The sequence below is a fragment of the Novosphingobium sp. KA1 genome, from assembly GCF_017309955.1.
Classification (GTDB): Bacteria; Pseudomonadota; Alphaproteobacteria; order Sphingomonadales; family Sphingomonadaceae; genus Novosphingobium.
In genome coordinates, this window is sequence record NZ_CP021249.1 from 62,108 (window position 1) to 75,980 (window position 13,873).

Annotated in this window: 11 protein-coding genes; 4 read left to right on the top strand and 7 right to left on the bottom strand. The window is 64.3% G+C overall.

From position 1 onward, the window contains the following. Positions 1–61: 61 nt before the first annotated feature. Positions 62–2,953: a Tn3 family transposase gene (locus CA833_RS25810; protein WP_176705048.1), complete on the bottom strand. Its 2,892-nt coding sequence runs from the start codon at positions 2,951–2,953 to the stop codon at positions 62–64. A 125-nt stretch (positions 2,954–3,078) separates the two neighbouring features. Here CA833_RS25810 and CA833_RS25815 point away from each other — a divergent pair, with 125 nt between their 5' ends. Genes CA833_RS25815 through CA833_RS25825 form a run of 3 tightly spaced genes read left to right on the top strand, consistent with a single transcriptional unit; the run spans position 3,079 to position 5,346 of the window. Further along, positions 3,079–3,699 carry a recombinase family protein gene (locus CA833_RS25815; protein ID WP_008832583.1) on the top strand — a complete coding sequence of 207 codons (621 nt, stop codon included), beginning with the start codon at positions 3,079–3,081 and terminating at the stop codon, positions 3,697–3,699. Further along, positions 3,696–4,226, top strand: coding sequence for a GNAT family N-acetyltransferase (locus tag CA833_RS25820; RefSeq protein ID WP_007686150.1), 531 nt, complete (start codon positions 3,696–3,698; stop codon positions 4,224–4,226). Before CA833_RS25815 ends, CA833_RS25820 begins: the two co-directional genes overlap by 4 nt. 37 nt (positions 4,227–4,263) lie before the next feature. Beyond that, on the top strand, positions 4,264–5,346 hold the full coding sequence (locus tag CA833_RS25825; RefSeq protein ID WP_238828900.1) for a zinc-dependent alcohol dehydrogenase family protein: 1,083 nt from the start codon (positions 4,264–4,266) through the stop codon (positions 5,344–5,346). Between the two features lie 182 nt (positions 5,347–5,528). Here the strand turns inward: CA833_RS25825 and CA833_RS25830 are convergent, their stop codons facing one another. The 6 genes from CA833_RS25830 to CA833_RS25855 form a co-directional block, all read right to left on the bottom strand. Beyond that, a complete protein-coding gene (locus CA833_RS25830) occupies positions 5,529–5,966 on the bottom strand; it encodes a DUF2147 domain-containing protein (RefSeq protein ID WP_176705049.1) in 438 nt (145 codons plus the stop codon). Positions 5,967–5,997: 31 nt separating this feature from the next. Beyond that, positions 5,998–7,257 (bottom strand): phospholipase A, encoded by a 1,260-nt coding sequence (locus CA833_RS25835; protein WP_238828892.1) that lies wholly within the window; start codon positions 7,255–7,257, stop codon positions 5,998–6,000. An 866-nt stretch (positions 7,258–8,123) separates the two neighbouring features. Then, the gene (locus tag CA833_RS25840) at positions 8,124–9,668 is read right to left on the bottom strand and encodes a DHA2 family efflux MFS transporter permease subunit (RefSeq protein ID WP_011607970.1); all 1,545 of its coding nucleotides are present in this window, start codon (positions 9,666–9,668) and stop codon (positions 8,124–8,126) included. Between the two features lie 19 nt (positions 9,669–9,687). Then, positions 9,688–10,854 carry an HlyD family efflux transporter periplasmic adaptor subunit gene (locus CA833_RS25845; protein ID WP_011607971.1) on the bottom strand — a complete coding sequence of 389 codons (1,167 nt, stop codon included), beginning with the start codon at positions 10,852–10,854 and terminating at the stop codon, positions 9,688–9,690. A gap of 13 nt (positions 10,855–10,867) precedes the next feature. Further along, on the bottom strand, positions 10,868–12,241 hold the full coding sequence (locus CA833_RS25850) for an efflux transporter outer membrane subunit (RefSeq protein ID WP_238828894.1): 1,374 nt from the start codon (positions 12,239–12,241) through the stop codon (positions 10,868–10,870). Between the two features lie 178 nt (positions 12,242–12,419). Continuing rightward, on the bottom strand, positions 12,420–13,133 hold the full coding sequence (locus tag CA833_RS25855) for a TetR/AcrR family transcriptional regulator (RefSeq protein WP_142639803.1): 714 nt from the start codon (positions 13,131–13,133) through the stop codon (positions 12,420–12,422). Positions 13,134–13,224: 91 nt separating this feature from the next. Here CA833_RS25855 and CA833_RS25860 point away from each other — a divergent pair, with 91 nt between their 5' ends. Next, on the top strand, positions 13,225–13,812 hold the full coding sequence (locus CA833_RS25860; protein ID WP_207081341.1) for a TetR/AcrR family transcriptional regulator: 588 nt from the start codon (positions 13,225–13,227) through the stop codon (positions 13,810–13,812). The last annotated feature ends 61 nt before the right edge of the window (positions 13,813–13,873 follow it).

Consider the following 13,873-nt stretch of genomic DNA (forward strand, 5'->3'; position numbering starts at 1 on the left):
ATCTAAGAGATTCCGCCGCGCTTCTCAATCGTAGGGGGCGTTTGCGGGAGGGGGCGGAATCCTACGCTAAGGATTTGGGCCAGCGATATTCCCCGGTTAGATTGATGTGTTCCCATCCCAACGGCGAGACGTGGGCGAGTAGATCAGGCGCGATATGGGTACCGCTGGCGGCCCGGGTATTGACGACCTCGCCGAGCTTCATGGTGTTCCAGAATATGATGATGGCGGCGAGCAGGTTCATTCCGGCGATGCGATAGTGCTGGCCTTCGCCGGATCGATCCCGGATTTCACCTCGGCGGTGGAAGCTGATGGCGCGCTTTAGGGCGTGGTGGGCCTCACCCTTGTTGAGGCCGATCTGAGCCTGGCGCTGGAGGCCGGCATCAAGAATCCAGTCGATCATGAACAGGGTTCGCTCGATGCGGCCCACCTCTCGCAATGCGAGGGCCAGCTCATTCTGGCGCGGGTAAGAGGCGAGCTTGCGAAGAATCTGGCTGGGGGCGACGATCCCCGCTGCGATCGTCGCCATGATGCGCAGGATGTCGGGCCAGTTGCGCTCGATGAGCGGTTCATTGATCTTACCTCCGACCAGCGCTCGCACATTGGCCGGCGTCGCGTTGGGCGTGAAGGCATAGAGTCTTTTCTGAGGGAGATCGCGGATACGGGGGGCGAACCTGTAGCCGAGCAAGGCGCAGGCGGCGAACACATGATCGGTGAAGCCGCCCGTGTCGGCAAAATGCTGGCGAACGCGGCGGCCCGCGTCATTCATGAGCAGCCCGTCCAGGATATAGGGAGCCTCGCTGACCGTTGCCGGGATCACCTGGGTTGCGAACGGCGCATATTGATCGGACACATGGCTGTATCCCTTGAGGCCCGGGACGGTGCCATATTTCGCGTTGATCAGATTCATCGCCTCGCCCTGCTCGGTAGCAAGGAAGAACTGCCCGTCGCTGGATGCCGATTGCCCTTGTCCCCAGAAGGCGGCCATGGGCAGGGCGGCGTGGGCCTCCACGATCATGGCGAGCGCCCGATCATAGGCGCTGCCTTCGACATGCCAGCGCGCGATCCGCAGCAATTCCCAGAAGCTGTGCGTGTTGGTCGCCGCCGCCATCTTGCGCAAACCGAGATTGACGCCTTCCGCCAGCAACACGTTCATCAGGCCGATCCGGTCGCTGCAGGGCGCGCCGGTGCGCAGATGCGTGAACGCCTCGGAAAATCCGGTTCGCTCATCGACTTCCAGCAACAGATCGGTGATCCTCGCGGGCGGGAGCTGTTGATAGAGATCGAGCACGAGATCCTCGGCCCCTTCGGGCGTGTCGGCCCTCAGCTTGTCGATGTGCAGCTTGCCGTTCTCGATGATGCCGCCTGGGATCGTGCCGGTTCGCGCCGCGCGGCCAAACTCCTTCAGCCGTGTATCCAGTCGAGCCCTGCGCTCGGCCAGCCATTCGCCGGGTCGCAGCGGCACGGCGAGCCGCGCGGTCTGCTCTATCGCCTGTGGCGGGACCAGAAGCTGCTTGAGGTCGCCATAGCGGCGCGATCCCGCCAACCATATGTCACCGGACCGGAAGGCGTCGCGGATGTGGAACAGCACCGCGATTTCCCAAAGCCGGTGGTCGCCGCTGGGCTCAGCGCAAAGATGACGATGCCATTTCGAGTTGGGACGTAGAAAATCCACCGGCGGATCGACCTTGATCCCGTTACGCAGCATCGCAACGGCCGCCAGAAGAGGCGTGGCGATCGGCGCCGCCTGCATGTCGAGCAGGCGCAGCATCCTGGGCGCGTAGAGGCGGAAACGGTGATAGCCGTCCAGCACACGGCTGAGCGGGTCGGCCGCGAGCACGTTGGTCAGCGCGGAGGCCGTGGCGACAAGGGTTCTGAACCGTTCCCAGCCAGGCCCGGTGGCGATTATCCCGTCCAGGGCCGTGCCATCGTCCTGCGCTCCAAGCAAAGCACCACCGATTTCGGCAAAGGACTTCAGCGTGTCCCGAACGGCCGCCTTTTCGTCGGCGATCCTGGTGTTGCAAAGGCGTTCGGAGGCCCGATAGAGACGGCCTACGATGCGATCGTGGGTCTCCACGATGACATCGGCCAGCGATGACCGCCATTCCAGGGTGCAGACAGCGAGGATCGCAAGCCGCCTGTCTTCGGGCAGATCACGCATGCCGTCGGCGTAATAGCGCTCGCCCTGCCGGCGAAGCCGGGTCACACGATGCGCCGGCACGCCGTCCAGCAAATCCGCCGGAAGATCGAACCTTTGAAGATATTCCAGTCGATCCATCAGCCGGTTAGCGGCTGCTGAATTTGCGCCAACCTCGAACTGTCGCAGCCATACGAAGCGCGTGACGCGACCATCCACCGTATCCTCCAACAGGTGAGCCAAATTCTCGCTCAGGGTTGGCGTGATGCGATGGGCGATAAGATCCTCGATCCGGCGCTCGGCCTCAACCAGCGCATCGGCGCAAAGGCGCTCGATCGTCGAGGAGCCGGGAAGGATCGTGCGGGTGCGGCGACACTCCGCAACGAAGCGACGGGCAAGATCCTCATTCGATGTCGCCGCCTCGGCTTCCCGAGCGATCCATTCGCGCAAATCCCGTGCGCCCCGCCCCGAAAAGGAGCGATAGCCGTAGATTCGGCGAAGGTCCGCCAGATGCTCGTGCCGGGTCTCCTCGCGCGCGGCATAGAGGAGTAGATCGTCGCTGGTCAGGCCGAGCTGGGCCGCGATGAAATCCGATACCTGCGCCGGGATCAACTCGCCAGGAGCGAGCACCCGGCCCGGGTAGCGCAGGACGCACAGTTGCAGCGCGAAGCCAAAACGATTGTGGGCGCGCCGGCGCTGGCGGATATGCCCGAGATCCTCATCGCTGAGGGTATAGTGCCGCAGCAGCTCACCTTGATCGACCGGCAAGTGAAGCAGCGCCTCGCGCTGTCGATCGGTCAGGGTCACGCGACGCGGCATACATGCTCCTTATTCTTTCCGAGCTACGGTTTGAGATAGCTTGATTGAGATGCTGGTTAAGATACACAATAGCCCAATCTTATGTGCTCATGTTCGTCACCGCCTCAAACCTTCGTTTGTGATCCATGCTGATCGGCTACGCCCGCGTGTCCAAAGCCGACGGCTCGCAGTCGCTCGACCTGCAGCACGATGCCCTTCGCGCTGCCGGTGTCGAGCCAGGCAATATCTATGATGATCGTGCATCCGGTAGCCGTGATGATCGCCCCGGTCTTGCCGCCTGCCTGAAATCGTTGCGCGACGGCGATGTCCTCATCGTTTGGAAGCTCGACCGGCTCGGCCGAACGCTCACCCACCTGGTCAGCACGGTGCAGAATCTGTCGGATCGCGGTATCGGTCTGCGGGTGCTCACCGGCAAGGGCGCGCAGATCGACACCACGACGCCATCGGGCCGGATGGTGTTCGGCATTTTTGCCACACTGGCGGAGTTTGAGCGGGATATGATCCGCGAGCGCACCATGGCTGGCCTGGCCGCTGCCCGCGCGCGGGGACGCAAGGGTGGCCGCAAGTTCGCCCTCTCCAAGGCCCAGGTGCGGCTCGCTCAGGCTGCTATGGCCCAACGCGACACGTCCGTTTCCGACCTCTGCAAGGAACTCGGGATCGAGCGCGTCACTCTCTACCGCTATGTCGGTCCCAACGGGGAACTCCGGGATTACGGTCAGCGCGTGCTTGCTGCCAAAACGCGATGATGATGACGGGAGCCCCGATCAAACTTACCCAAGCGGACGCCGCAGACGTTGCAGACCTGTACAACCGTTGCAGCGACTATTTCCTGTTGCAGGACGGGGCCGCGCCCACGCTGGACGATGCTCGCGAGCTTTTCTCCGATGTGCCGCCCGAAAAGAGCGCCCACAATCAAGCTGTCCTGGGATGGAAGGGGCCTGGCGGCCTATATGCAATCGCGGCCATCCTCCGCGATTATCCGCGTGATGGCACATGGTATCTCGGCTTCATGATCGTAGATGCCGCACAGCGTGGTCGTGGCGTCGGACGCTCAATTTACTCGACGGTCGAAAGCTGGGCCGCTGCGAGAGGTGCCACAGAGATTCGGTTGGCCGTGCTGGAAGCGAATGAAGCGGCAGAGCGATTTTGGCGTTCTCTCGGCTTCATTGAGTATCGGCGCGTTGGGCCAGACACCTTCAAAATGCGTAGCCATCGCCGGATAGAACTGAGCCGTCGCCTTTCTGGCGCGACCGTAGAAGGCAGCAACAAGTAAGATCTCGCGCCGGCTATCTGGGCGAGCTTGGCGTAGGATTCCGCCCCCTCCCGCAAACGCCCCCTATTACGGCGCCAACGATATCCGCTTCGAGGAGCGTGACAAGCCCGCGCTCATCGAAACCACCGACGTCCTCGTCCGCATGGTGAAAACGACCATCTGCGGGACCGACCTCGGCATCTGGAAGGGCAAGAACCCCGAGATCGAGCAGACGCAGATCGAGCGAAGCGGCGCGTTCAACGGCCGCATCCTGGGCCATGAAGGCATCGGGGTGATCGAGGATGTCGGCTCGGCAGTGAAGAACTTCAGCAAGGGCGACAAGGTCATCCTTTCCTGCGTCAGCCGCTGCGGCACCTGCGAGAATTGCCAGAAGCAACTCTATGCCCATTGCCGCAACGGCGGCGGCTGGATCTTCGGCTATATGATCGACGGGACGCAGGCGGAATATGTCCGCGTCCCCTTCGCCGACAATTCGCTCTACCTGCTTCCGCCCGAACTCGACGAGGATGTCGCCGTGATGCTCTCGGACGCCCTGCCGACGGCGCATGAGATCGGCGTGCAGAATGGTGACATCAAGCCCGGCGACACGGTGGCCATCATCGGCTCCGGGCCGGTGGGCATGGGCTGCCTGCTGACCGCGCAGCTTTATTCGCCGTCGCGGATCATCCTGGTCGATCTCGACGATAATCGCCTCGCGCTGGCGCGCGATCTGGGTGCAACCGACACGATCAACTCGGGCGCGGAGGATGCCGCGAGCAAGATCCTCGAACTCACCGAAGGGCGGGGCGTGGACTGCGCGATCGAAGCGGTCGGCGCCGAGGCGACTTGGAACATTTGCCAGCAAGTGGTGAAAGAGGGCGGCCATCTCGCCAATGTCGGCGTCCACGGTCATCCGGTCACGTTCGCGCTCGACAAGCTGTGGATCAGGAACCTCACCATCACGACGGGCCTGGTCAACGCCAACACCACCGCGATGCTGCTCAAGACCTGCTGTGCGGGCAAGTTCCCGATGGAAAAGCTGGTGACGCACCACTTCGCCTTCTCCGAACTGCCGAAGGCTTATGATGTGTTCAAGAACTCGGCTGCCGAAAAGGCGATGAAGGTCGTCATCGACTTCTGAGCCTTGGCGTCCGGGCACTCCGCTGATGGAGGACCTTCATCGGCGGAGACCAGGGCAGTCGCCGAATTGCGAACCTGCGTCCAGCCTTTCAATATCGAAATCTATTGGAAACCGCTTCCGCTGCTGCCGTAACCCACTGCTGAGGCAAAGATCGAGAACAGCCGACCGGCAGCGCCCGTCGGCTACCGCTTCCGCCGGGTCCATATCTGTGAGCGGCAGCCGATCCGGCCAACGAGACATCCCGCGCCGCGCACATGGTCGTCGTCGATCACGCTGATTGTGCCGGAAAAGGTCTTGCCGATATCGGGCACGAACACACGGCCGCGCCACACACCGGGCCGTTCCTGAACGAACCCGCGGAACAGAGCGGAGCCGATCAGCGGATCGGTGCCGCCACGGCGCGCATCCGCCTTCGCCTTGTCATTGGCCCAGATAACAACCCCGCACATCTCGCTGCCGCACGGTTCCACCCGCACATGCACGGAGCCTTGCGGATTGGACCAGGTTCCGAACGAAGTGCCGGTTGCCGAGAGGCTGGCTGGCATGGTCGCAATGAAAAGCGCGGCGGCGATGCCGAGAGCGATCCTCAACCGGAACTGTTGGCCTGGAACCTTCGTCATGTGCTTCTCCTGTGGCGGAGACGGCGCTTTGCTATCGAACCAGTGCGACTCCGACCCGGACACGCCTTACCTTGCGATCATAATCGAGCAGATTCTCGCCATAGCCCGCAAAGCTCTGGGCGAACAGATAGAAGTCCGGTCCTCCCCCGAGGAGGCGTGGCAGCGGATAGGACAGGTCCGCCGCGACCGCCCCCTTGCCGCTATCGAGATTGAGGCGCCCATTGGCCGACAGCCGAAGGCCGGCGGGATCACCCAGTTCCACGAACAAGGCGCCATTGCCCCGATAGCGGGCAATGTCGGGGTTGTCCGACTTGTCCCCGATGAAGAGCGACAGGCGGGGCGCCACCGTCAGGCGATAATTCCCGCCGAGCGGAAAGGCCGCCATGGGTGCGATATAGAATGTGTTGAAACTGCGCGAATCCGGGCCGTCGCGACCGTTGGATTCGTGACGCAGGCCGGCCTGTGCGCTCAGCGCTACGCCGCTCGCCAGCGTGGCCGAAGGGGTGAGGTAGAAGAGCTCCGGCTGAAAATCGATATTCCGGAAGGGCGACGATTTCGCGCTGACGTCCCAGAACATGCGCTGCGTGTAGGCGAAGTGCAGCCCATCGCGCCAGCTGTGCGGCAGGCCGTCAGCCTGCCGGGATCCGAAGAGCTGATATTTGAAGCTGATCTGGATCCGTGCTTCGCTATCGGTGCCGGGACCATAGACCGCATAGATTGGTTCATAGGCCGAGAGATTGGAGAGGAAGCTGTTGCCGACACTACGGTCGGCGGGAGACGGCGCGGCCTGCGGCATCTGCGGCGCCTCGGCCATAGCCGCGGTTTCCATCGCGACAGGCCCGGTCGTTTCGGAAGAGGGACGAAGCGCGATCGCAACGCCGCGGCCGCTCCAGGCCGGAATCGAGAGGATCGCGTGATCGAAGTCGGCGCTTGGCGCAAGCCTCGCCCGGTAGCTCGCAGGCGCAAAACCAGCAGCCGGAACAGAAAGGCTTGCGCCTGTCCCGGGCGCGCGCTCGAGCCAGACAGAACGGGATTCGCCGTGCGTTTCGATGCGGGCCTCGATCCTGTCGGGCAACGTCACGATCTGCGCCTGCTCGTCGCCGTTCAATATGCGCAGTTCGACACACAATCTGCCATCGGCATCGATTTGTCCCACATCGCTGATGAGAATATCGGGCGCGGCCTCGGCCCGTGCAGGACAGAGCGCCAGCACAGCGAGAAGCGTGCTGAAAATATAGGCAGCGTTACGCCCTGGCCGCATGGAGCGCTGCCCGCTGGCGCTCCGGCGCAATGTTCTCGTCAGCTTCAACGCCGGTCCGCCTCTTGGCTGTTCGAGGTCGCCGTTCGCAACCGTCCTATCAAGACAATGAGTCATAATGCGTTAATCTGCCTGAACCGCATGACCCTACCGAAAAAGAGCCCTTGAACCGGCGTAAAACCCTCGCCGGTTGACAGACGCAGCCGGCTCACCTTCCTTGAGACCCGAATGTTTTCAGACGGTCAGCATCGACGGTTCTGAGGTCAAGGAAGCAGCGGACAGCGCGGACAAGCTCGACATCAAGGATATGGGTGTCTGGGGGAGCGTTCTTGCCGCTTGTCCGGGCGACGCTGTGCATTGCGAGGCTTCGTATCGCCTCGAGCCTGGGGTTGGCGAGCGGAGGCAAGGTATCGGGTTCGAAGACAAAGCGCACCAGCGCCGAGAAGCGGCCAGTCGGTTCGGATGGACGGATTCTCCGTCCGTTCACTCCGTCCATGATGCCAAGGAGGGCCGCGCTTTCTTCAAGCGGGGTCAGGTCGATCGGAAAACTTCCGCCCGGACTATCCCCGGGCCATAGGCCCAAGGCTTCGCCACAGCGCCGAGTGCCGCTGCCGGCCAGAGACGCTGATGACCCGGCCAGATCGAGAACAGCGAAATCCCTATCCTGTCTCAAGAAAGAAGGGCCTGCCAGCCCGGCCCGGCGAGGGGGGTAAGGGAGGGATCGCCGGGATCGGGGGCGTTGGGCTGGCAGGCAGGCAGCCGCAAGCGGCGCAGGGCCATATCGGTCCCCCACGGGCTTATGGCTGCCATGACGGGGCGCGGGCGAGGTCGAGAGGCTGCCGCGCAATCGGAGAGATTTTGGTGCAGGCTCGAACGCAGGGGCGTCGCGCCGGCCATGGTCAATGCGCTCCGCTCGTGTCGATCGGCCCCTTGGGTTTCGGCACGAACCAGATGAGCAGGGCCGCGATGACGAAGACAAAGGCTACCTGCGCGAAGACATCGAGGGTGGCGAGCATCACGCTTTGGGATTCGACGAGATGCGTGAGCGACGCGGTCGCGGCTTGCGGCGTTGCGCCGCTGGACACCATGCCGTCGATCACCGCCTGCCCCTGCGGCATCGCGCCAGCCAGTTCAGTCTGGTTTTCACGCGCCGCGTTGGCCCATTGCGTCTGCACCAGCGAAGTCGCAAAGGCACCGCCCAGCGTGCGCATGAAGTTGGATATGCCGGCAGCGTCAGCCTGTTCGTCAGGTGATACGCTGGCCATCGCAAGGCCGGTCACCGGAACGAAGAACATCACGATGAACGGCCCCGTGATGAGCGTCGGCCACGCCATCTGGAGGAAGGTCACGTCCTGGTTGAAGAAGACGCGCCACGCGGTGGTCAGGCCGAGCCCAAGCACGCCCAGGGACACGATCAGGCGCGGATCATAGGTCTCGACCGCCTTGCCGACCATCGGCGCGGAGAGGATGGCGAAGATGCCGACCACGCCGGTGGCGTACCCCGCCCATGTGGCGGTATAGCCCATATTCTGCTGTAACCAGAGCGGCAGGATGACGAGCGTCGCGAAATAGGCGCCGAACGCCACGGTGTAAGTGATCGATGACGCGACGAACCCGCGATGCCGGAATATCCGCAGATTGACGATCGGATGCTTCTCGGTGAGCTCCCAGATCAGGAAGGCGACAAATCCGACCGCGGCGACAGCCGCGAGGACACGGATTTCTGCGGAGGCGAACCAGTCGTGGTTGCGGCCCTCGTCGAGCATGATCTGCAGCGCCGCGACCCAGACGATAAGCAGCGCCAGCCCGACCTTGTCGATAAAGGCGCGTGCGGTCGGATCGGCCTGGCCACGCAGGAAATACAGGACCGCGAGCCCCCCGCCGGCGGCGATCGGCACCTTGATGAAGAAGATCCATTCCCAGCCGATGCTGTCGCAAATGATCCCGCCTAGAATGGGTCCCGCAACCGGGCCGACGAGCGTCGTCATCGCCCAGATCGTCGTAGCCAGCGTGGCCTTTTCCGGCGGGAACATACGCAGCAGCAGCATCTGCGAGAGCGGCATGATCGGGCCACCGACGAGGCCGAGCAGCACGCGGCCGCCGATCAGCATCCCCATCGAGGTGGCGAGCCCGCACAGCAGCGAGATCACGGCGAACGACAGATAGCAGGTGATGAAGACCCGCTGGGTCCCGAACCGCTTGGCGAGCCAGCCGGTGAGCGGCACGGTAATGGCTTCGGCCACCGCGTAGGACGTAATGACCCAGGTGCCCTGGCTCGAGGACACGCCGAGCGCGCCGGCGATGGTCGGGACCGAGACATTGGCGATGGTGGTGTCCAGCACCACCAGGAAGTTTCCGAGCCCCACGGCCAGCGCCGCCAGCAGCAGCCGGGTGCCGGTGAGCGGAGCGGCAGGCGCCGCCGGCGAGGATAAGGCGATGGCCATGGACCCGGTCCCCGTCGGATTAGTTCGAGATGTCGATGTCGGCGGTCATCGAGAGACCGACGCGCAGCGGGTGCTTGTTGAGCTCCTTGGGATCGAGGGCGATGCGCACCGGCAGCCGCTGGACCACCTTGATCCAGTTGCCGGTCGCGTTCTGCGCGGGAACGACGGCGAAGGCCGCGCCGGTCCCCCCCGAAAAGCCCACCACGCGTCCCGTATAGACGACGTCCTTGCCGTAGAGATCGGAATGCAATTTCACGGGCTGGCCCGGCTTGACCTTGGCAAGCTGCACTTCCTTGAAGTTCGCGTCGACGAAGGTGGCGTCGATCGGCACGATCACCATCAACATCGCGCCAGGCTGCACACGCTGGCCGATCTGCACCTGGCGGCGTGAGACGACGCCATCGACCGGCGCCCGCAGCACGGTGCGTTCGAGATCGATCCGCGCCTGGTCGCGCGCGGCGCGAGCGGCGAGCACCTCCGGGTTATCGCCGATCGCGGTGTCTGCGATCAGCACCCGGTTGGCGTCGCGGCTGCCGATGGCAGCGGTGCGATTGGAGGCCGCTTGCGCACGCAGCGCCTCGGCCGCGCGCAGATTGGCGGTCGCGGTCGCAAGCGCGTTGCGCGCAATCGTCAGTTCCTCCCCCGAGACCGAGCCGGACTGCGCGAGGGCCTCACGGCGCTGGAGGTCTATGCGGGCGCGATCGAGATCGGCGCGCGCAGAGGTCAGCTGCGCGTCGGCGCGCGCCTGGTCGGAGGCCCTCGCGGCGATCTGGGCATCGAGGCCGGTTCCGGTCGCGTGAAGACCGCGCACGCGGCGCTCGGTCAGCGCCAGTTCGGCCTCGGCCCGGGCGAGCGCGATCCGGGCATCGGTGTCGTCGATCTTCACGAGGATATCGCCGCGCTTCACCATCTGCGTGTCGTCGACGCGCACTTCGCGGACGGGGCCGCCGACCAGCGGCGTGATCTGCGCGACATTGGCGCCGACATAGGCGTTGTCGGTCTCGACATGCCGGGAGGCGATCAGCGCGTCATAGGCATAATAAGCGCCGCCAAGGACAACGACGCCCAGCGCCAGCAGCAGGAACAGCTTCTTGCGCTTGCTCTTCTGCGCCGCTTCGTCCTCGGGCGTGACGACTTCGGTGGTGGTATAGACGTCATGTTCGACGGTGTGGACAATGGTGGTCATGGCGGAAGATCCTTCAGGAACGGAAGCCGCCGCCGAGTGCGCGGATAAGCGCGACGTCGAGGGCGAAGGCACGGGTCTGGAGCGCGGCGACGCCGCGGCGGGCGCCGATCAGCGCGTCTTCGGCGCTCAGCACGTCGAGATAGGTGGCAAGGCCGCCGCGATAGCGATTGTTGGCGACCGTCCAGGCGGATGACGCCGCCCGTTGCGCGGCGCGTGCGCGGTCGAGCCGCTCGGCGAGCGCCCGCTCGCTCGCGGCCGCGTCAGCGACTTCGCGCAGCGCCTGCGTGAGGGCGCCGTCATATTGCGCCACGGCCAGCGCATAGTCCGCTTCGGCAGCACGATGCCGGCTGCGCAGCCTGCCGCCATCGAAGATCGGCAGGCTGATCGCCGGCCCGGCCGTCCCGAAATCCGATCCGGATTTGAAGACATCGCCGATGCCGAGCGCCTGGAGGCCGACCAGGCCTCTCAGATTGACATTGGGATAGAAGGCCGCGCGCGCCTCGCTGATGCGGCTGGCGGCCGCTTCACTGCGCAGCCGCGCCGCGACGATATCAGGGCGGCGCCCGATCAACTCTGCAGGGAGGTTGGCCGGCAGCCCGAAGTCGCCGCCGAGGTCGAGCGCGGGGCGCGCGATGGCAAGCCCGCGATCGGGGCCGGCGCCCATCAGCGCGGCGATCCGGTGGCGGGACAGCGCGAGAGCCTCGTCGAGGGCCGCCCGTTCTCCTTCGGCCGATGCGAGCGCCGACGCAGCCCGCTCGACCGCACCCTGGTTCTCGAGACCCTGGCCCGCCCGGCCGCGCATCAGCTCCAATGTGCGGCTGCGCACCGCAACCGCTTCTTGCGCTGCATCGAATTCGGCGTGGAGGCCTGCAAGGTCGGCATAGGCAGCCGCGATGGCGGTCGCCACCGTCAGCCGCGCCGCCTGCGCTTCGACACCCGCGGCTTCGCTCTCGGACCGGGCCGCTGCCAGCGCGGCGCGGTTGCGGCCCCAAAAGTCGATCTCCCAATCGAGGCTGAGCGTGGCCTGGCCATAGTCGGGCCACCCACGCGGTGCGAAATCGCCGGGGACGATGTAATTATAGCTCTGCTTGGTCACGCCCCCCTGGGCGTCGGCATTGAGGGAGGGCAGCAGCCTGGATCTGCTTTGCCGGACCAGCGCCTCGGCGCGGGCGAAGCGGGCCTGCGCGATGCGCAGATCGCTTGCCCCGGACAGGCCTTCCTCGATCAGCCGGCTGAGCTGCGGATCGCTGAACTGGTGCCACCAGCCATCAGCAGGCCACTCGGCCGCGGGTGCCGCAAGGCTTTGCGCGCTCGCATAGCTTTCAGACGACGAGATCGGCGCGATGGGCAACCTCTCGGGCAGAGTGGCGCACCCGGCGAGAAGCATGGTGCAGCAGACGGCGGGCATCGCAACGACGCGCCCACATGAGTGAAGGAAGGAGAGCCGAATCATAACCGCCCGCTTAAATGAACCGATCGGTCCACCTATAGCGAGCGATATTCGCCGTCAATAATAAACTGAACCGGCCAGTCCACTATAGTTCAGGCTCTTCGGCATATGGGGTTCAGGGGATGGCATACGCACGAAAGAACATGTTGATGGCAGCGTCGATATACGGGTCGGACTGGGCGTTCGGCGCATGCAGCGCGGGCGTAGCTGAAAATGGCGAGGGAGAGACCAGCGCCAACAGTTCGCGCGCGGCCTGTTCAGGATCGGCACGGCAAAGTTGAGCGGTAGCCATTGCCCTTACCATAAGCCGGGCAACGGCAGCACGTGCCGGGACTTGCAACTCGCGCTCGATACAGGTCGGAGCGTGCCTGGCGTCGCCGACTGCGAGGCGGAAAAGCGCAACGGCCTCAGGGTCTGTGCGGACGGCGTGCAGCCCGATGGCCAGCTTGCGCAGATCGCCTCCGCTTCGCTCGATCATATCCCGCTGACGTTCGCCCAGCGTGACGATGGCGCCCTCCAGCGTCGCGGCGAACAGCGCGGCCTTCGACGGGAAGTAGGACCATAGGGTGGTCTTCGAGCCACCAAGTTCACGCGCAATCCGCGACATCGAGGTCCCGGCATAGCCATGCTCCAGAAATTGGCGGCGCGCCAGCAAGAGGATGCGTCGACGGCGAAGCGCTCCGGCATTCGATCGGCTCACTGCGGATGAGCCTTGGTCCAGCGGATTCGGGTCCGGTCCGGCGGGGTGCATGCGGCTTCCCTCCTCGTGATCGCAATCGTGCCTGCCCGAGCCGGACGCGCGATCGACGGCAAAGGCGGCGGGTTGCATAAATGAACTAATTGGTTCAGGTATAGGCTTTGCTGGCCATCGTCAACGAAAGCAACGGCGACCGGCCCTTTGGGAAGGTGACCACATGCGTGTGAAAACCGACGAGCGGCGTCAGGCCATTCTCGACGCCGCCGCGCAGATATTTCGTGAGGTCGGCTATGAGCGGGCGAGCATGGCCGCGATCTCGACAAGGCTCGGCGGCTCCAAAACGACGCTCTATAATTATTTTGAATCGAAGGAAGAGTTGTTCGCCGCCGCCATGATCGGCGCGATGGAAGAGCAGAGCGACGAAATGCTCGAACTGCTCGAAACCGACGATCGGGACGTCGCAGCCGTGTTGAGGCGTTTTGGCCTTGCCTATGTGAGGTTCGTGACATCGCCCGGGGCCTTGTCGATCACGCGAACCGCCATCGCCGATGGCGCCAGCAGCGGCCTTGGCCCGGCGCTTTATGAGGCCGGGGCAAAGCAGGGATGGGAGGAGATCGGCATCTATCTCAGTCGCTTTGTTGCGAGCGGCGCGCTTCGAGATGCGGATCCCGCGATTCTGTCCGCGCATCTCAAGGCGCTGCTCGAGGCCGGCCTTGTCGAACCCCGTCTGTACGGCGCCGCTGCGCGGTTCGCCGATGAAGCTGCGGTGGATGCTGCGATCAACACGTTCATGCGTGCTTTCGGAGTGTAGCGGTGGACTGCGACAAAAGCTTCGTACCGGCTGCATGCTTCGCGCCCAAACCCTGAGAAAG